Raw genomic sequence first — 19,379 nt, 5'->3', positions numbered from 1 at the left:
AATGAATCTACAAGGTAAAGTCTTTTTGATCACTGGTGGTGCCGGTGGATTAGGTTCATTTATGAGCATTAAATTAGTTAATGCTGGTGCAATAGTCTATGTTCTTGATTTAGATAAAGAGAAAGGAACTGATCTTATAAATGAAAATAAAGATAAAAATAGTTTGCACTTTATATGCATGGATTTAACTAGTGAAGATAGTTGGAAAAAAGCTGTTAATGAAGTAATAGAGAAAGAAAATAAAATTGATGTTTTAGTTAATAACGCAGGAATAAACATAAGAAAAGATATAGAAGATATTAGTTTAAATGAATGGAAATTAATGATGGATGTTAATGTTGGATCAGTTTTTTTAGGTACAAAATTTGTTTTGCCTATAATGAAAAAACAAAAAGATGGTTCAATTATTAACATGTCTTCTGTATGTGGCCTTGTTGGTCATAAATTCACTCCTGAAGCATATACGACAACAAAAGGTGCTGTAACTTTATTAACAAAATCTATTGCATCTAGATATGCCAAATTTGGAATTAGATGCAATTCAATACATCCAAGCACAGTAAATACGCCATTTATTGATGAACTTTTCAAAGATCCTGAGAAGAAAGCGCAGCGTTATGGAGAAGTCCCTTTGGGTAGATTGTGTTCAAAAGATGATGTAGCCAATGCAGTCCTATATTTATCTAGTGAAGAAGCTTCCTTTATTAATGGATTAGCTCTTTGTGTAGATGGTGGAGTAACTTGTTATTAGAAATTGAGGAGGATAATAATGAACTCAGTAAATAAAGAAAAATATTTGAGAAAAATGGCAACTCAAATTCGTGCAAATATCATTGAAATGATACCCCCTGGTAAAGTCGGTCACCTTGGAGGTAGTTCATCAATTGCAGATGTTTTATCAGTTTTGTATTTTGAAAGGATGAAAAATTTAGATCCAAAAAATCCAAAAGATCCAAACAGAGACCGTCTTATATTTTCTAAAGGCCATGCTGTTTTAGCACAATATGCTGCTTTGGTTGAGTTGGGATATTTTGATAGAGAGGAATTACATAAGGTAAAAACTCTTAATGGAACTCTTCAAGGTCATCCAGATATAGATAAAACACCAGGACTTGAAGCTGTTACCGGGTCTTTAGGCCAAGGCTTGAGTATATCTAGTGGTATGGCTATGGCATTAAAATTAGATAAGAATGATGCAAAAGTTTTTTGTGTTTGTGGAGATGGTGAATTATCAGAAGGACAAATATGGGAAGCTGCAATGAGTTGTGTTAATTATAAATTGGATAATTTATGTTTATTTGTCGATAAAAATTCTGTACAAGCTTCAGGGACAACAAAAGAAATTTTTCCAATTGATAGAATTGCTGATAAATTTGAAGCTTTTGGTTGGAAGGTCATAGAAATAGATGGTCATTCAATTAATGAGATTAGAGAAGCTATTAAAAAAGCCGATAACACTAAAGGTTTTCCAACAGTGATTGTTGCAAGAACAATTAAGGGTAAAGGTTTTCCTTTTGCTGAAGGGAAGTGTCAATATCATAATGCATCGTTAACAGAAGAAGAATATCAAGAAAGTTTAAAGTGTATTGAAAGAATGAGAGAGGAGATATAAAACAATGAAAACATCAAGTCTTAGAAAAGCTTATGGTGAAGCTTTAGTAGAAATTGGAAATTGTGAAAAAGTAGTTGCTTTAGAAGCTGATCTAGGAAAATCTACTATGAGTGTATATTTTCAAAATGAATATCCTGAAAGATATTTTCAGATGGGAATAGCTGAACAAAACATGATTTCTACTGCAGCAGGGTTATCCTTAGCTGGAAAAATTCCTTTTGCAAGTTCTTTTGCTGTCTTTTCATCAGGAAGGCCTTATGATCAAATAAGATCTTCAATAGCTATTCCTAATTTAAATGTAATGATATGTGGCTCTTCTGCTGGTTTGTCTGATTTTGGGGATGGAAAAACGCATCAATCAATTGATGATATTGGAATAATGAGAGTACTTCCTCATATGAGTGTTTTATGTCCTGTCGATGCAATTGAGACAAAGCAGATGGTTCATGCAATGTTAAATCATAAAGGCCCAGTATATTTGAGAGTTTGTAGAGCTGAGCTTCCAGAGTTAACAGATCCTAATAAGCCTTATATCTTTGGTCAGATGACAAAAATGAAAGAAGGTAAGGATGTTGTTATATTTGCATGTGGAACTATGGTTTCGCAAAGTTTAAAAGCAGCAACAATTTTGGAAGAAAAAGGAATTAGTACAAGGGTTGTTAATTTATCCTCTATAAAACCTTTAAATTTAGAACAATTAAAAGAAAATATAAAAGGTGTGAAAGCAATAATTACTGCTGAAGAACATAATGTTTTTTGTGGAATGGGAAGTGCAGTTGCTGAAGCTTTATGTGATTGTCCTTTACCTATAGGTATGGTTGCAATAAATGATAGCTACGGTACTAGTGCTAAAAAATATGAAGAATTGCTTGAAAAATATCATTTGACTGAAAATGATATTGTCGAAAAAGTATTAAAAATTTTAAATAAATAGGAGAAATAATTATGAAAATTGGATTTGTTGGTTTAGGAATTATGGGTAAACCAATGGTTAAAAATTTATTAAAAGCAGGTCATGAAGTTATTGTATTTGATATAATTGAAGAAAATATTGTTGAAGTAGAAAAAGCTGGTGCAATTAGAGGGAAAAGTGCAGCAGATATTGCCTCTCAAGTCCCCTTACTAATAACAATGCTACCAAACTCTCCTCATGTTAAGGCTGTTGTTTTGGGTGAAAAAGGTGTATTAGAAGGTGCTGCATCTGGTTTAAAATATGTCGATATGTCTTCAATTGCTCCATTGGCTAGTCAAGAAATAGGAAGAGCCTGTGAAAAAAAAGGAGTTAGAATGCTTGATGCTCCAGTTTCTGGTGGGGAACCAAAAGCTATTGATGGCACTATGTCAATTATGTGTGGAGGAGAAAAAGCTTTATTTGATGAAGTAAAACCTATATTAGATATTCTTGGAGGATCTGCTGTTTTGTGTGGAGCTATAGGTGCTGGTAATACAACTAAGCTTGCTAATCAAATTATTGTAGCAGGAAACATCGCTGTTTTAGCAGAAGCAATGACATTAGCGAAAAAGACTGGTGTAGATCCTCAAACTGTTTTTGAAGCAATCAGAGGAGGGTTAGCAGGCTCTACGGTAATGAATGCAAAAGCTCCAATGATGATTGAATCAAATTTTAACCCAGGCTTTAAAATTGATTTACATATAAAAGATTTAGCAAATGCAATTTCTACAGCTCATGAAATAGGAAGTCCAGTGCCTATTTCTGTTCAAGTACAAGAAATGTTCGAGAATTTACATTTTGACGGAAAAGGTCAACACGATCATAGTGGTTTAGCTGAGTATTATGAAAGAATCTCAGGAATAAAAATAGGCAAGTAACATTAATTTACCTTGGACTTGTTACATTACTGTAACAAGTCCTTTAATATGTTATATATAACATATTCTTTAATTAATCTTTTATACTTAGCTATATTTTTATTATAGAGTTATATTATTTTTTTTAATAACCTTTTTAGGGTTTTTTCTAACTTTTATAACTTGTCTTTCTCTAATTAAATAACATTGGTGAATTTTTGAATTTCTTTCAAAATCTAAACCAATAGATTCTTCAGTAATATCTTTTACATCATAATCTTGATAAATGTAATTATCTAAAACAAATTTTCTATTATTGTTACTAAATATTAAAATACCACCTTTGTCTAAGTGTCTCATGCATAAGTGAATTAATCTTTTATGATCTCTTTGAACATCAAAGGAATCTCTTCCTTTACCATTTGAGAAAGTTGGAGGATCACAGAAAATTAAATCAAATCTATCGTGAGTATTATATAGATAGCTCATACAATCTTCTTTGTAATAAAAATGATTCATGGTTTTAAAATTATTTAATTCCATGTTTTTAATTGCCCAATCAAGATATGTTGAAGAAGCATCAACGGATACTGTTGATAGAGCTCCACCCATAGCAGCTTGAACTGTTGCAGTAGCTGTATAACAGAATAGATTTAAGAATCTTCTATCTTTAGACAATTCTTTTAGTTTCTTTCTAATAGGTCTATGATCTAAGAAAATACCTGTATCAAGATAATCATTAAAGTTTACAAGATACTTTGCATCATTTTCATTAATGATGATAAAATGGCTTTTGCTATTTAATTTCTTATATTGATTATTACCTTTTTGCTTTAATCTAGTTTTAACAAAAATGTTATCAATATCGATATTAGTAGCTCTTTCAGTTGCAAGAATTAATTCTTCTAAACGTTTTTCAGCAGCTTCTTCTTCGATACTATTTGGTGCAGCATATTCGCTTAATACAACATATTTATTAGCATATAAATCAATTGCAGCATTATATTCAGGCATATCTGCATCATAGATTCTATAGTTTGTAACATTTTCTTCTTCCATTAAAGGTGTGATTCTCTCTAGATTTTTAACTAATCTATTATATGCCATTTGAGAGCCTTCACTTAATGGGATTGATAATCTTTCTTTTTTTCTTTCTTCTGCTTTTTTTATAAATTCTAGTCTTTCTTCTTCACTAAATACATAGTAATGAGCAATTTGACAAGGAATGCTTCCGTTCATAACAGAGTTTGTTCTATTTGGTTTCATATTAACAAAACCTAAAAGTTCTTTTTCACCACAAACGATTGTTACATTCCAACCACCAAATAATTCATTTAAAGTTTTACCGATTTTAGAATATAAAACTTCAATATCTGTTTCATCTAATCTAACACCATAAGGTGGGTCAGTAATTATATAACCATTATCAGTAGGAATATCTTCTTTTGTAATTTGAGTAAAATCTTTAACTTCAAAAACAATTCTATCAGCAACACCCGCTGCTTTAGCATTTCTCTTTGCAACTTCAACTGCTTTAGGATCAATATCCCAACCATAGAATTTAAAATCTCTTTTGCTGCCTTCTTCCTCTTCTTTTATAGCCTGATTAATAACTTTTTGCCAAATTTCATCATCATGAATTGGAAGTTTCAAAAAGTCATATCTTTCACTATCAATTAAGCCAGGAGCTACTTTACTAGCCCAAAGAGCGGCTTCAATTAAAATAGTGCCAGCACCACAGAAAGGATCTAATAGAGTTGGAATTTCTTCAACATTTTCACCTTCTAGGACTCTTCTAAACTCACTTCTTTTGATAACAGTAGCAGCTAAAGTTTCTCTCATTGATGCATCGATGAAAGCTAGGCGATAACCTCTTTTATGAAGTTTTCTACCTGAGAAGTCAACAAAATAAATTACATTGTCATTTCTTATATGTATATGGAAAGATACATCTGGATTATCTTTTTCAACATTAGGTCTTTCTCCATCAAAATTGTTTTTGATTCTATCTACGATAGCATCTTTTAATCTGATAGCAGCAAAGTGACCATTTTTTAGCCATTTACAATGTTTAACTGTTTGTGTGATTGAAAAAGTTTTTTCAGGAGTAACCCAATTTTCCCATGGGATTTCCATTGCACTTTGATATAATTCATCAGCATTAATTACATCATCATCTTGATATAATGCTAATAAAAGACGAGAAGCAACTCTTGTATATAAAGTAAACTTATAAGCTACTTCTAAGTCACATTCGAATTCAACACCACCGTTTGTTACGTTGGTTTCTTCAACTCCTAGATCATGAATTTCATGTTCTAAGATATCTTGTTGGTTTGCTGCGCACGTTGCAAAAAAAACCATGTTTTCTCCTTACCTCTGATTCCCCAGAGATTAATAATATATATTTACTTACTTATCAATTTGTAAGTATATTATTTCATTAAATCTTTGATTTCATCTTCACTGAACTCATAATGACTATTACAGTTAAAACAAGTTAAAACAAGTGGAAATGTACTTTCATTTAATATAGCAACTTTTTCATTTTCTGGTAATCCCATTAAATGCTTTGAAAAATTATCTCTTGAACAAGGACAAGAAAATCCTACTGTTTCATGAGCTAAATGCTCTGCACTTGGAAAGTTAGCCATAATGTATTCTTTAGGACTAGTATTTTTAGTTATATTCTTTGAAAGAGATGGAAGCTTATTTGCTAAAATTTCCATTTTTTCTAAATCTTCATCTTCACAGCCAGGTAAAGCTTGAATAAAAAGTCCACCAGCTCCAATGATTCTTCCATCTTTGTCAAAATCAATTGATAAATTAAATAGAGAAGGAGTTTGCTCACTCTCTATAAAATAAGAAGCTAAATCTTGTGCTAGGTTTCCACTCTTTAGCATAACTTGTCCAGTGAATGGAGTTTTATTACCTTCAATGAGTTTTGTAACTGTTAAAAATCCAGGTCCATATAAATCACTAGTATCAAAACTAGTTAATTCTTTTGTTAATTCGATAGGATTATTTTTTAAATAACCTCTTACTGCACCACAAGCCCAAGCTTCAGTGTAAATGCCTCCAACAGGACCACCACATTCAACTGTAAGTTGAACTCTATCATTACCTTTTACAGTTGCAGATAAAAGTGCACTTGCAATATAAGCCTGTCCAAGAACTAGAGATTCTATTACTCCTAGTTCATGATTAGCTCTCATTTGGTTTAATAAATGAGTTGTGCTAATAATTGTTGCTCTAAATTTATTATCTTCTAATAAGAACACTTCTCTTGCATCTTCATCAAGATTATTTAAATGTTCTAATAGTTGTGAATCTGTTATTTGTTTTTTTATCATAGCGAAAGAAAGATTAGGATAAAAGTCTTCTTTTTTCAAGATAATTAATATCTATATGATTTAAAAAATGGTAAAATATGCCATTAAATTATGAATAGTACTAATTTTTGTTGGCGATTGCCCGCAATTTTAGTATTATTTAAGCAAATATGTAGTTGGCATGGACTTTGCATACATCTAATTGACACTTTTTTTATAAAATTGTATGGTTAGTTACTCATATAACTAAGTAAGCAACTTTATAGTGTTATATTTTTTTGTGTAAAGAAAAGAGAAAAAAATGGAAAAAAGAAAAGTAGTTTTAATTACAGGTTCAGCTACAGCATTAGCAAGAGAAATTGCTTTTGCATTAGCAAAAGATTACAGAATTATAATTCATTATAATAGTAATCAAAAAAAGGCTTTAGAAATTCAAAGTGAGCTTGGCCTTAATAATTGTAAAATTATTCAAGCAGACTTTACTAAAGTTGATGTTAATGACTTTTTTTCTTCTACACTAAATCTTTTCAACCAAATAGACATTATAATTAATGCGGCTTCAATTTTTAATAGAATCAAAACAGAAGATATCACCAGAGAAATACTTGAAAAATATAATGATATTCATTCTGTATTTCCTTTGTTATTATCAATAGAATTTTATAAATATCTTAAATTAAATAATAAATTAGGATGTGTAGTAAATATAAGCGATGCTCAACTGGACAGACCTACAGATAGTAGGATTCCATATTATTTAGCAAAAAATGCATTGTCTTTTCAAACAAAATTATTGTCTAATAGTTTAGCCCCAATAGTAAGAGTTAATGAAATAGCTCCAGGTTTTACTTTAGCAAAAGAATATGAGGAGAAATATTTTAAGAAGATTGAGGATGTATTACCTTTTGGTATTACAAAGTCAAAAGAAATAATTGATGCAATTAATTATTTTATAAATAGCGAACAAGTAAGTGGACAAACACTAAAGGTCGATAGTGGTCTTTCTATATTGCCCACGAAACTAATATAGATAGGAGGCCAAGATTTCTTGGTTATATACATGAAAAGAAAAAGACTTATTTTATTAGGTTTAATTGCTTTTACATCTTTTAGTTTATTAAGTGCAACTTCCCTTAATAACTTAGTAAATGAGGCAGTTAATAACAGCGACCAAATAACAAATTTGAAGTTAAATAAAGATTATACAATGTTATCTATTGAAGGTAGTGAATTGGATGCAAAAACAAAAGTTAATGTCTCCTCAAATTTTTCAACACCTGAATCTGGTATTTATCTACTTGATAGTGGATCTTCAAATTTAGTTAGTGTAATTATCCCTGGTGATTATATTCCAACTTCTAGTGATCAAGTAAGTGATACAACTACTATTACTTTAGATGGTGGACTAAAATATAATTCAAGTGCTAATGGTACTGATGGGGATCCTACTTTAGATGCAAAAACTACTTTAGGTTTGTCCCATAACTTTTTAATAGGAGATTATACAAATAATCAGAAAGATTTAAATAATCAAATTACTTTATTAAAAGCAAATCAAACTTATGAAAATGGTGTAGTAGATTTTAAGCAAAATGTTTATTCCTATGTTAAAAACATTTTAGCTAATGAGAAATCAAAAGCAGATATTGAGAAAAAGATTACAGATCAAGAAAAAATAATAAACGATAGTTTAAAACTAAATCAAATAAGTAAAGATTCTATTGCTTATAAACAATATGATTTAGCTCTAAAAGCTTATCAAGATTCTCTTGAAACCTTAGAAGCTCAACATCAAGCATTACTTGAAAACTTTAAAGAATATACAGGTATTGATTATAAAGATGTTGATGATATAAGAATGCCTAATTTAGAAATTAACTCTTCTAGTGATGATAGTTTATCAGTTCAACTTGCAAAATTAAATGTAAGAATTAAACAAGATACTATTGACCAAGTTGAAAGAGAAAAGACTCAAAGTTATATAAATTTAACTACTCAAGTAGATAAACCTTATGCTACTTATACTAATTTAACAACTTATGCTAGAGCAAATAAAGACATGGCTTTAGCAGCACAAGCAACTTATGGTGCTGATAATTTTACTCTTAATGCTGGAACAAATTTAGATATAGATTTTGGAACTTCAGTTACTCCATCTTTCCAAGTTGGTGGAACATGGACAAATGATACAACAACAGAAAGTGATATAATCGATAATAAATTAAATGAAAATGCATTAATTAGTGCACAACTTGCACAAAATGCAACTATCCAAAATGTAGAATTAACAAAACTAAGTCTTAAATCACAAGTAACAAATTGGAATGCTCAATATAAACAACTTGAGAATAACATTCAATTTAATAAAGATAATTTAGAATTAAAGAAACAGATGTTAGACCTAGGTTTGGCAACAAAGAGTGAAATTGATGATATCGAATTTGATTTATCACAATTAAATTACGATAAACTAACCTTACTAATCGATGGGTTAACCATCGAACTTGATATTGAACAAATGAATTTATAGGGGGCTTGAAATGGCTGATTTATACAAAGACGACGACAGCGTTGAAAATAAAATTAATGTAGAAGTTGAAGAAGATACTGAGACTCAGGTAAGAAAAGAAATTAAGAAAAAACTTAGAAGAAAAAAGACCAAAAAAACAATTATTTGGTTGATAATATTAGCTTTATTAGCTAGTGGTTATTATTTTTATTCTTTCTATAACACAAATGGTAGATTGCCTTGGCAAGAAGAAGTAGCTCAAGTTCCTACAGAAGATTTATATACTGAATCCTTAGTAACTGAAGAAATAAGCCATCCTATTGTAAATATTAGTGGTTCATTAAGTGCTTATGATTTACAAGATGTTGTTCTTAGAACAAGTGGTGCTATTACAGCTGTTAACTTTGAAGAAGGCGATGCTGTTAAAAAAGGTGATATCTTAGCAACTGTTGATGATACTGACCAACAATATATGATTGCTAAATTACAAAGTGATTTAGAAAGTGCAAAATTAAATGGTAATGCTAATACAGTTAAATTGTTAGAACTACAATTAAAGAATGCTCAAAACAATCTAGAATATACTAAAGCAATTGCAAACTTTGATGGTGTTGTAGCCTATCAAGGTTGGGAAACTGGTGATTATAATAATTTAAGTTCTACAACTTCTAATATGATTATTGCAGATTTAAGTAGATTTAAATCTACAGTAGAAATTGATGAAATGGATATAAATAATATTGAAGTTGGACAAAAAGCTATTTTAACATTCGACTCTCTTCCTGGTGTAGAAGCAGAAGCTGTAGTTACAAAAATCCCAATGCTAGGTAGATATAATTCTCAAGGCTTTGGTGTAATGGATGTTGAAATTACTATTAATAATCCACCAGAAGGTTTAAGAACTGGATTCACATTTAATGGAACAATTGAAAGTGGAAAAGAAATTAATAGATTAATTATTGATCAAGCTACTATTAGACAAAGCGGTGATGATACTGTTGTAACAAAGAAAATGGATGATGGTAGCCTAAAAGATGTTGTAGTTAAAATTAAGTATTTAGGTGAATCAAAGTGTCAAGTATTATCTGGTGAAGTTGAAGCAGGAGATACTTTAGTAATTAAGAAAGCTTTGACATTCCAACAAGAAATGCAAACAGGAATGATAGGAAGAAGATAATGGCTAAAAATGTAATACATCTAGAGAATGTAAAAAGATACTACCTAGTAGGTGATTTCTTTGTTAAAGCTCTTGATGGTGTTTCTCTCGATATTCAAAAAGGTGAATTTACTGCAATAATGGGACCTTCAGGTAGTGGTAAATCAACTATGATGAATTTAATTGGTTGTCTTGATACAGCAACTAGTGGAAATATATATATCGATGGAGAAAATACTGCTGGCTTAAACGAAACAGAATTAGCCTATATTAGGAACCAAAAAGTAGGTTTTATTTTTCAACAATTTAATTTGCTTGGAAAAGAAAGTGCCCTAAGAAATGTAGAAACTCCACTTTTATACTCTGGTATAAAACCAAGAGAGAGAAAAAGAAGAGCTATGCAAGCTCTTGAGAAAGTTGGATTAAAAGATAGAATGTACCACCGTCCAAATGAATTATCAGGTGGACAAAAACAAAGAGTAGCTATCGCTAGAGCAATTGTAAGTAATCCTGCAATTTTGTTAGCTGATGAACCTACTGGGGCATTAGATTCAAAAACAGGTAATCAAATAATGGAATTATTTGAAAACTTAAACGCTGAAGGTAGAACCGTAGTTTTTGTAACCCATGATAGGGATCTAGGTAATCGTTGTAAGAGACAAATCCATATTAGAGATGGAAAAATAGAGAGATAGAATATTATGTTTTGGGAAAATATTAAATTAGCTCTATCAGCAATGAAAGCTAGTAAGATGAGGACAGCTCTATCTCTATTGGGTATTGTAATCGGTGTTGGTGCTGTAGTTGCAATATTAAATTTAGGAGATAGTGCTCAAGCAAATATTACTAAAAGTTTGAATGCTGGTGGAACAGATATAATTTCGATTTGGACACAACCTAATGAGAGAACTCAGGATGTTTTTACAAGTGAGTTCGCTCAAACCTTAAAAAATAGTGTTGAAGGAATTGATCAAGTAATTCCTCAAATGATGAATAATGGTAATATTAGGGCAAACAAAAAGAGTATTAATGCAAGAATAATTGGAACAGAATCATTATATTTTGATGCACAAAATTTAGAATTTGAAAGAGGTTCTTCATATAGTGTTACTCAAAATATTGATCACAAAGAAGTTGTTGTTCTCGGTAATGGTATTGCAAAAGAACTCTTTCCTGTAGAAAATCCAATAGGACAAAGAGTAAACTTTATATTACAATCAGGAACTGTCAAAAGCTATGAAGTAGTAGGTGTTTTAGCTGCTAAAGAACAATCTTATACTATGAGTTTTGATAATTCAGTGTTCATTCCTTTTAATACATTTACTACAAAATTAGTAAATAATGATGTTGTATCTAGTTATGTTGTTAAAACAAATAAAAACTTTGATACAATAAAAGTAAGTGATGAATTAAATGAATTCTTAGATACCTCAGTTGGTAGTGATAGTTATTCAAGTTTCTCACCTGCAATGATTACTACAATGGCTAATGAAGTAACTTCAACATTAAGTTTATTCTTAGCTGCAATTGCTGGTATTTCCTTATTAGTAGGTGGTATTGGTATAATGAATATTATGTTAGTTTCTGTAGCTGAGAGAACTAAAGAAATTGGAATCAGAAAAGCATTGGGAGCATCTCCTTCTGTTATTAGAGGACAATTTATCGTTGAGGCTGTAACTCTAACATTGATTGGTGGTTTTCTAGGTATATTATTTGGAAGTTTAATTAGTTATGCAGTAACTAATGTAGCTGGATGGGAATTAGCACTTTCCTATAATTCTTTTATAGTAGCGGTTGGCTTTAGTATGTTTGTTGGTGTATTCTTTGGTTGGTACCCCGCAATGACAGCCTCTAGATTAGATCCTATAGAAGCATTAAACTACGAATAAGATTTACTATTAGGAACAGTGATGAAAATAAAAAGATTTAATAATTCTTTTATAAACGGCAAGGAACACTTATTTGTTATAAGTGGCCTTGCTGTCGCATATGTATTGATTATAATTTTCGTTTTATCCTTATTTAATGCTTTTCAAGATAGAGAATATCTAAGGCTACAAATGGAAGCGGAACAAGCTTTTAACAGTGTTTTTTATTATTTAAAAGACGATCCAATTAAAGCAAATGATGAATTACAAAGTAAAGGAATTATTGGAGTTGGTGTTTATTCATATACAGGTAAACAAGTTTTATCCTTAGGCGATGTTCCTAAAATCTTACCACAAACAACAGTAGATAATTTTAGTAGTTGGGGTTCTTCAGAAACCAATGGAGGAACTGCAACATACAATTATGATAATGATACTATTGAATATATTAGATTTATTAATAGATTAACAGTCTTGTGGGATGTTATAGATCCTACCTTGGTTAAACTCTCAGATTTTAAAGCTCCAACAGTAAGTTTCCCAGATGTATTGTATATAGTACTAGAGGGTAAAGCTTATAATGAAATCCAAAAAAATCTAAGGATTATGTTGTTTGTCGCTTTAGCTTTGATAACTGTATTATTCATATTTATATTTAGAATTTATTATAATAATAGAAAATATCGAATCAAATTAGATAGTCAAAGAAACCTAGTAAACTTAGGGCAAGCGGCTAGAACTCTTACTCACGAAATAAAAAACCCATTAAGTTCAATTAATATTCAGTTAGCAATTCTTAGAGTAAAAGTAGATCCATCCTATAAAACAAATCTTGAAGTAATTCAATCTGAAGTAGATAGAATAAAAATATTAACTGATAAAGTTAGTGAATTCTTGCATAATCCAAGTGGAATTCCAAGTGAATTTGAACTTGTAGACTTTGTAAAAGATATAATATCAAAATTTCCAAATAAAATTGAATTATATTCATATTCAGAGTTTTATGTTAAAATGGATAAATTAAGAGCTCGAAGTGTATTCGAGAATTTAATTAAAAATGCTGTTGAGAGTGGAAAAAATCCTCAAGTTGAGGTTATAATAAAGAAGGGTAGTAAAGCTCGTACTGTTGAGATTGATATAAATGATAGAGGGGATGGATTACCTGAAGGAGTAAAGGATAAAATTTATGATCCTTTCTTTACCACAAAGACTTCAGGAAGTGGAATTGGTTTATCAATCAGTCGTCAATTTGTTCGTGCAAGAGGTGGAAATCTTAATTTATATCCTAGAGAAGGTGGTGGAACAGTTGCTCAAGTTGTTTTACCGTTAGCGCCCTCACATACTCATAGGAGCCGTTGATGAGAGTTTTGATAGTAGATGATGAAGTAAACATTAGAACATCTTTAAGTCAGTTTTTTAGTGTTTGCGATATAGATAGTGAATTAGCCGAAAATGGATTAGTAGCCCAGAGGCTACTTTTTTCAGATTCATTTGATGCTATGGTTGTAGATTTAAAAATGCCAGGGATGGATGGTCTAGAACTTATAAAATGGATGAGAGATGAAGGCTATGATATTCCAGTAATAATGGTTAGTGCTCATGGCGAGATTTCAGATGCAGTATCAGCTTTAAAAGGTGGTGCCGCTGATTATATTGTAAAGCCATTTAATCCAGAAGAATTAGTAGATAAAATTAAGAAAATGGTTGAGGCTAATAAGGTAAAACAATTAGTAGCTGAAGATGTTTTCGAAGATTCTTCTTTTATTGGACAATCTCAACAAATGCTTGATATTAAAAAGACAATAACTAGATGTGCAAAAACTAGATCTAATGTTTTAATTACAGGTGAAAGTGGTACAGGTAAAGGTGTTGTTGCTAAAGAAATTCATAGACAAAGTTTTGGTGATGATGGTCCTTTCCAATCAATTAATATTGGCGGGGTCCCTGCTACATTGATTGAAAGTGAGTTATTTGGTCATGAAAAAGGTGCTTTTACAGGTGCTGTGAATAAGAAGATGGGTCTTTTTGAAGTTGCAAATGGTGGTACTTTATTTTTAGATGAATTAGGTGATTTACCATTAGATTTACAAGTTAAGTTATTAACAGTAATCAATGATAGACAAGTTCAAAGATTGGGTGATACTCAAAAAAGAGATATCAATGTAAGAATTATTGCAGCAACAAATAAAAATCTTGAACAAATGGTTAATGATGGAACATTTAGAGAAGATTTATATTTTAGATTGAATGTTTTAAGAATCAAATTACCTCCACTTCGTGAAAGAAGAGATGATATTCCATTATTAGCTGCAGGAATTTTGAAACGTCTTAAGAAAGAAATGGGTAATGAATTAATAACAGGATTTACTCCAAATGCTATCGAAAAACTCAAAAGTGGTCAGTATTATGGGAATGTTAGAGAATTAGAAAATGTTATTGAAAGAGCTATATTATTTTGTGATGATATTTTAATCCATGAAGACGATATAAACTTAGATGACAATGTTAAAATAACAAAAATTCAAGTTAATGAACCTGCAATTAACAAGAGCCTAGAGGTAAAATCACTGAAAGAAGTTGAAAGAGAGAAAATTATTGAATCTCTTTTAAGATGGGCCGGTAATAAAACAAAAGCCGCTCAAGAACTTGGTATAAGTCGACGAACTTTACTTAATAAAATCAGTGAATATGACATAGACGAATATAAGAAAACTAAATAAAAAGAGAAGGCAAATGTGCCTTCTTTTTTATATAAAAAAATCGATAAATAAATACCTAAACCCCTTTAATAAATAATAGCAATCTGTTATGGTTTCTTTAGATAAAAAATTACTTATTGGGAGTCAGAACAATGGCAATGATAATCGGTGGACCAAGTAGATATGTACAACAAAAGAATGCATTAAACGATTTAGGATCTTTCGGTAAAACTTTAGGAGATAACTTATTAGTTTTAATTACTGAAAGCGGCAAAAAAAGATTAGGTACTATTATCGAAGATGGTGCTAAAGATGTTAAAGATGTAACAATTAACTTTACTTATTTTAACGGCGAGTGCTCAAGAGAAGAAATTAAAAGAGTAGAAGACGAGGCAAAAAAATTAGGAGCAAATGTAATTGTTGGTATTGGTGGTGGTAAAACTTTAGACACTGCTAAAGCTGCAGCTTATTATTCAAAACTACCAGTAATTATCTGTCCAACTATTGCAAGTAGTGATGCACCATGTTCAGCACTTTCTGTAATATATTCAAAAGAAGGTGTTTTTGAAGAATATTTATTCTTAAGTGAAAACCCTAATATGGTATTAATGGATACAACTATTATTGCTAAAGCTCCTTCTAGATTAATTGTAGCTGGTATGGGTGATGCACTTGCAACATATTTTGAAGCAAGAGCTTGTACAGCATCAAATGCAATTAACTGTTTAAATGGAACAGGTTCTTTAACTTCAAGTGCTTTAGGTGAATTATGTTATAAAACATTATTAGCTGATGGTTATAAAGCAAAAGTAGCTGCAGATAATAAAGTTTGTACTAAAGCAGTAGAAAATGTAATTGAAGCAAATACATACCTTTCTGGTGTAGGTTTTGAATCAGGTGGTATTGCAGCAGCTCATGCAATTCATAATGGTTTCACAGCTATTGAAGAAACTCATAGCATGTACCATGGTGAAAAAGTTGCTTTCGGTACTTTATCTCAATTAGTATTAGAAAATTCTACAACAGAAGAAATAAATACAGTATTAGATTTCTGTACTAGTGTAGGTCTTCCTACAACTTTAGCTGAATTAGGAATTAAAGAAGTTAAAGAAGAAGAAATCATGAAAGTAGCAACTTTAGCTTGTGCTGAAGGTGATACTATGAGTAATATGCCTTTTAAAGTAACCCCTAATGATGTTTATGCAGCTATTTTAACTGCCAACGAATTAGGAAAAGCTTATAAAAACTAAAATAAATTGAACTACTAACAAACCTAGGATACTCTCTAATAAGAGTATCCTTTTTTATTTAGTTGACCTGTTTAAGAAATAAATGTAATATTATTGTTGTTGTAATAATTCGTTATTCTATAAAGATTTATAATCAATTGCTTATTGGGTAAAGATTTATTAGTTAGAATAATCTAAGGAGAAGTAAAATGGCGTTACCACATTGGAATTTAGATGAAATATATAAAGCTCACAATAGTGAGGACTTTAACTTAGCAATAAAAACTTGCCAAGAAGATTGCACAAGAGTAAAAGCTTTAATTAAAGATAATTTTAGCATAGAAGAAGTAGTTAAAACCTGGGAAAAAGTTTTAGATACTTATGAAACTCTAGATGCTTTCACTTCTGTTTTACTCTCAGTAGAAACTAATAATAGTGATTATATGTATGCCCTAAATAGAGTTTCTAAATTAGGGTTAACTGTTAATCATTTAGAAGTTTTAGTTATTAATTATCTTGCAGAAAATAAAACAGTAGTACTTGAATCTTGTGAGAATGAATTAAGTGAATATTCATTTGTCTTAAATGAATTATTAGAAAAACATAATCATATGAAGAGTGCTGAAGTAGAAGCTGTTGCTGCTGATTTAAATAGAAGTGGAACAGAAGCTTTTGAAAGACTACAAGAAGCTTTAACTAGTATAACCACTATAGAATATAATGGTGAAGAAAAAACTGTAACAGAACTTAGAAATTTTGCTTTTGATAAAGATAGAAATGTTAGAAAGACTGCTTTTGATAAAGAAGTTCAATTATTGAGAAATCATGAAATAGCATATGCAGCTGCAATAAATGGAGTTAAGGGTGCTACAATATCCTTAGATGATTTACATCTTTATGATCCTTTAAATAGAAGTTTAACTCAATCTAGAATTAATGAGAAAATCATTGATGCTTTAATTTCAACTTTAGAAAAGAATCTTCCATTATTTAGAAAATATTTAAATAAGAAAGCTCAATTATTAAATTTAGATCATTTAGCTTTTTATGATATTTTTGCTCCTGTTGTAGATAATGTAAAAAGGTATGAATTTGAAGATGCTAAAGATTTTATTTTAGATAAGTTTTATGGATTCTCCAAAGAAATGGGAGACTTTGCATCAAACGCATTCAAAAATAATTGGATTGATGCTGAACCTAGAAAAAATAAAGTTGGTGGAGCTTATGATGTAGCTTTCCCTGATGCAGGAGTCTCAAGAGTATTGTGTAATTTTGATTATACATATAATGGATTATCTACATTAGCTCATGAATTAGGTCATGCTTATCATGATAGTGTAGTTCTTCCTAAATCTCATTTACTTAGAACTTATCCAATGACTTTAGCTGAAACAGCTTCAATATTTAGTGAAACAATAGTATTACAAGGTGCTCTTGAAAAAGCAGATAATGAAGAGACAATTTCATTAATAGAGACTTTCCTTCAAGATACAACTCAAGTTTGTGTAGATATTTTATGTAGATTCTATTTTGAAAGAGAAGTATTTAATAGAAGAAGAGATAGTGAATTAAGTAGTGAAGAACTCTGTGAAATAATGGTGGATTCTCAAAAGAAAACATACGGTACATTAAGTGAATACCATCCATATATGTGGGCAGTTAAAGGTCATTATTACAGTAGCCAATTCTCTTTCTATAATTATCCCTATGCTTTTGGTCAACTATTTGCTTTAGGTGTATTTGCTCAAAAAGAAAAACTAGGTGAAGCTTTTGCTCCAAAATATAGAAATATGCTTGAACATACAGGAAAAGATAGTGCTAAAAATGTAGCTGCCTTGTTAGATTGTGATATTGAAAGTGAAGAATTCTGGCAAAGTAGTATTGATATTGTTGCACAATATGTTGAGGATTTTATTGATGCAAGTAACAATTAGTAAAATGGCCCAAGGGGGAGAAGGGATTGCTTCTCTTGAAAGTGGAAGAACTGTATTTGTTGATGGTGCTTTAGTTGATGAAGTTGTGGAAATTGAAGTATATAGAGAAACAAAATCTTATGCTAAAGCTAAAATAACTAATATTATTAAAGCATCAAAAGATAGAGTAGAACCTTTTTGTCCTCACTATTTTGAATGTGGAGGTTGTAATCTCCAACATTTAAAATATGATAAACAAATAAAATTAAAAGAAGAATTAGTATTTGATCATCTAAAAAGAATAGCAAAACTTGATTTATCAAAAATAAAAATATTACCAACTGAAACAGATAGTGATACCTCTTATAGAAATAGAGTTAGATTTCATGTATCAATGGCAGATAAAAAGGTGGGCTTTTTAAAAAAGCAAAGTGATGAACTTTGTGAAATAGATAATTGTCCATTACTAGTAGATTCAATAAATGAAGCAATTGATGATGGAGAAATATTAAAAGCTGCAAGAATGAATATGTTTAACAACAATACTAGGGGCCAATATATTCAAGTACCTGTATTTGCTGGTGATGATAAATTAAGTTTTTCAAATGATAGAGTTAAAATCACAATCAATGAACACATTTTTAGTGTAAGTGCAAGTGTATTTTTCCAATCTAATCCAAAGTTATTATCAAAGTTAGTAGATTATGTAGTTTCAAAAATTGATAGCGATTCTGTTATGGATTTATATAGTGGAGTTGGAACCTTTTCTGCTTTCCTTCCTAAAAATACTATTGCTGTAGAAAAGCAAAGGGACTGTTTAACACTAAGTAAAATAAATGCTCCAAATGCAATTTCATATACTGGTGAAGTTGAGAAGTGGGGAAAGAAAAATAAAGAGAGTGTTGATATAGTTGTAGTAGATCCTCCACGAACAGGCTTATATGAAAGTGTTCCAAAGTTAATAAATAAGTTTGGGACTAAGAAGATAATTTATGTATCTTGTAATCCTGTAACTTTAGCAAGGGATATAAAAGAATTTGTTAAACTGGGCTATGAAGTAAAAGAGGTTAAAGTCTTTGATTTCTATCCACATACTCATCATGTGGAAAACATAGCGTTTCTTTCTAAGTAGTATAACAAATTATATTTACGTGTAAAAAATCCAATAGCGGAGATCTTACAAGCAACTTGAATCTTTTTAATTATAAATTTATAGTAAATTATTAAAGATTAATTAAGGAAAAATAAATGA

Annotated in this window: 16 protein-coding genes; 14 read left to right on the top strand and 2 right to left on the bottom strand. The window is 30.3% G+C overall.

Annotated features, from left to right (window positions below; genetic code table 11):
- The first annotated feature begins 1 nt into the window (after position 1).
- From ACZ5RS_RS01080 to garR, 4 genes are read left to right on the top strand one after another with little or no spacing between them, the layout of a single operon-like run.
- Positions 2–751 (top strand): SDR family NAD(P)-dependent oxidoreductase, encoded by a 750-nt coding sequence (locus tag ACZ5RS_RS01080; RefSeq protein ID WP_464637024.1) that lies wholly within the window; start codon positions 2–4, stop codon positions 749–751.
- A gap of 18 nt (positions 752–769) precedes the next feature.
- Complete coding sequence (locus tag ACZ5RS_RS01075; RefSeq protein ID WP_464637023.1) at positions 770–1,612, top strand: transketolase; 843 nt, start codon at positions 770–772, stop codon at positions 1,610–1,612.
- A gap of 4 nt (positions 1,613–1,616) precedes the next feature.
- Positions 1,617–2,546, top strand: a complete 930-nt coding sequence (locus ACZ5RS_RS01070) for a transketolase family protein (RefSeq protein WP_464624074.1) — start codon at positions 1,617–1,619, stop codon at positions 2,544–2,546.
- A gap of 11 nt (positions 2,547–2,557) precedes the next feature.
- A complete protein-coding gene (gene garR, locus ACZ5RS_RS01065) occupies positions 2,558–3,442 on the top strand; it encodes a 2-hydroxy-3-oxopropionate reductase (RefSeq protein WP_464637022.1) in 885 nt (294 codons plus the stop codon).
- A gap of 102 nt (positions 3,443–3,544) precedes the next feature.
- On the opposite strand, the gene rlmKL is transcribed toward garR, so the two are convergent.
- Both rlmKL and ACZ5RS_RS01055 read right to left on the bottom strand, forming a co-directional pair.
- On the bottom strand, positions 3,545–5,785 hold the full coding sequence (gene rlmKL / locus ACZ5RS_RS01060; protein ID WP_464637021.1) for a bifunctional 23S rRNA (guanine(2069)-N(7))-methyltransferase RlmK/23S rRNA (guanine(2445)-N(2))-methyltransferase RlmL: 2,241 nt from the start codon (positions 5,783–5,785) through the stop codon (positions 3,545–3,547).
- Between the two features lie 71 nt (positions 5,786–5,856).
- On the bottom strand, positions 5,857–6,774 hold the full coding sequence (locus ACZ5RS_RS01055) for an Hsp33 family molecular chaperone HslO (protein WP_464637020.1): 918 nt from the start codon (positions 6,772–6,774) through the stop codon (positions 5,857–5,859).
- A gap of 280 nt (positions 6,775–7,054) precedes the next feature.
- Here ACZ5RS_RS01055 and ACZ5RS_RS01050 point away from each other — a divergent pair, with 280 nt between their 5' ends.
- The 10 genes from ACZ5RS_RS01050 to ACZ5RS_RS01005 all read left to right on the top strand — a co-directional run bounded on the left by ACZ5RS_RS01050 (position 7,055) and on the right by ACZ5RS_RS01005 (position 19,259).
- A complete protein-coding gene (locus tag ACZ5RS_RS01050; RefSeq protein ID WP_464637019.1) occupies positions 7,055–7,783 on the top strand; it encodes an SDR family NAD(P)-dependent oxidoreductase in 729 nt (242 codons plus the stop codon).
- Between the two features lie 30 nt (positions 7,784–7,813).
- Positions 7,814–9,283, top strand: a complete 1,470-nt coding sequence (locus ACZ5RS_RS01045; protein ID WP_464637018.1) for a hypothetical protein — start codon at positions 7,814–7,816, stop codon at positions 9,281–9,283.
- Positions 9,284–9,293: 10 nt separating this feature from the next.
- Positions 9,294–10,439 (top strand): efflux RND transporter periplasmic adaptor subunit, encoded by a 1,146-nt coding sequence (locus ACZ5RS_RS01040; RefSeq protein ID WP_464637017.1) that lies wholly within the window; start codon positions 9,294–9,296, stop codon positions 10,437–10,439.
- Positions 10,439–11,113 (top strand): ABC transporter ATP-binding protein, encoded by a 675-nt coding sequence (locus ACZ5RS_RS01035; RefSeq protein ID WP_464637016.1) that lies wholly within the window; start codon positions 10,439–10,441, stop codon positions 11,111–11,113. The genes ACZ5RS_RS01040 and ACZ5RS_RS01035 overlap by 1 nt, the downstream gene beginning before the upstream one ends.
- A 6-nt stretch (positions 11,114–11,119) precedes the next feature.
- Complete coding sequence (locus ACZ5RS_RS01030; protein WP_464637015.1) at positions 11,120–12,307, top strand: ABC transporter permease; 1,188 nt, start codon at positions 11,120–11,122, stop codon at positions 12,305–12,307.
- A 21-nt stretch (positions 12,308–12,328) separates the two neighbouring features.
- Positions 12,329–13,645 carry a sensor histidine kinase gene (locus ACZ5RS_RS01025; protein WP_464637014.1) on the top strand — a complete coding sequence of 439 codons (1,317 nt, stop codon included), beginning with the start codon at positions 12,329–12,331 and terminating at the stop codon, positions 13,643–13,645.
- Positions 13,645–15,006: a sigma-54-dependent transcriptional regulator gene (locus tag ACZ5RS_RS01020; protein WP_464637013.1), complete on the top strand. Its 1,362-nt coding sequence runs from the start codon at positions 13,645–13,647 to the stop codon at positions 15,004–15,006. Before ACZ5RS_RS01025 ends, ACZ5RS_RS01020 begins: the two co-directional genes overlap by 1 nt.
- 131 nt (positions 15,007–15,137) lie before the next feature.
- Positions 15,138–16,235, top strand: a complete 1,098-nt coding sequence (locus ACZ5RS_RS01015; protein WP_464637012.1) for a glycerol dehydrogenase — start codon at positions 15,138–15,140, stop codon at positions 16,233–16,235.
- A gap of 188 nt (positions 16,236–16,423) precedes the next feature.
- Positions 16,424–18,148 carry a M3 family oligoendopeptidase gene (locus tag ACZ5RS_RS01010; protein ID WP_464637011.1) on the top strand — a complete coding sequence of 575 codons (1,725 nt, stop codon included), beginning with the start codon at positions 16,424–16,426 and terminating at the stop codon, positions 18,146–18,148.
- Positions 18,132–19,259: a class I SAM-dependent RNA methyltransferase gene (locus ACZ5RS_RS01005; protein WP_464637010.1), complete on the top strand. Its 1,128-nt coding sequence runs from the start codon at positions 18,132–18,134 to the stop codon at positions 19,257–19,259. Before ACZ5RS_RS01010 ends, ACZ5RS_RS01005 begins: the two co-directional genes overlap by 17 nt.
- Positions 19,260–19,379 lie beyond the last annotated feature (120 nt).

The organism is Pleomorphochaeta caudata, from assembly GCF_055395745.1.
This window is presented reverse-complemented; position numbering and strand designations above follow the sequence as displayed.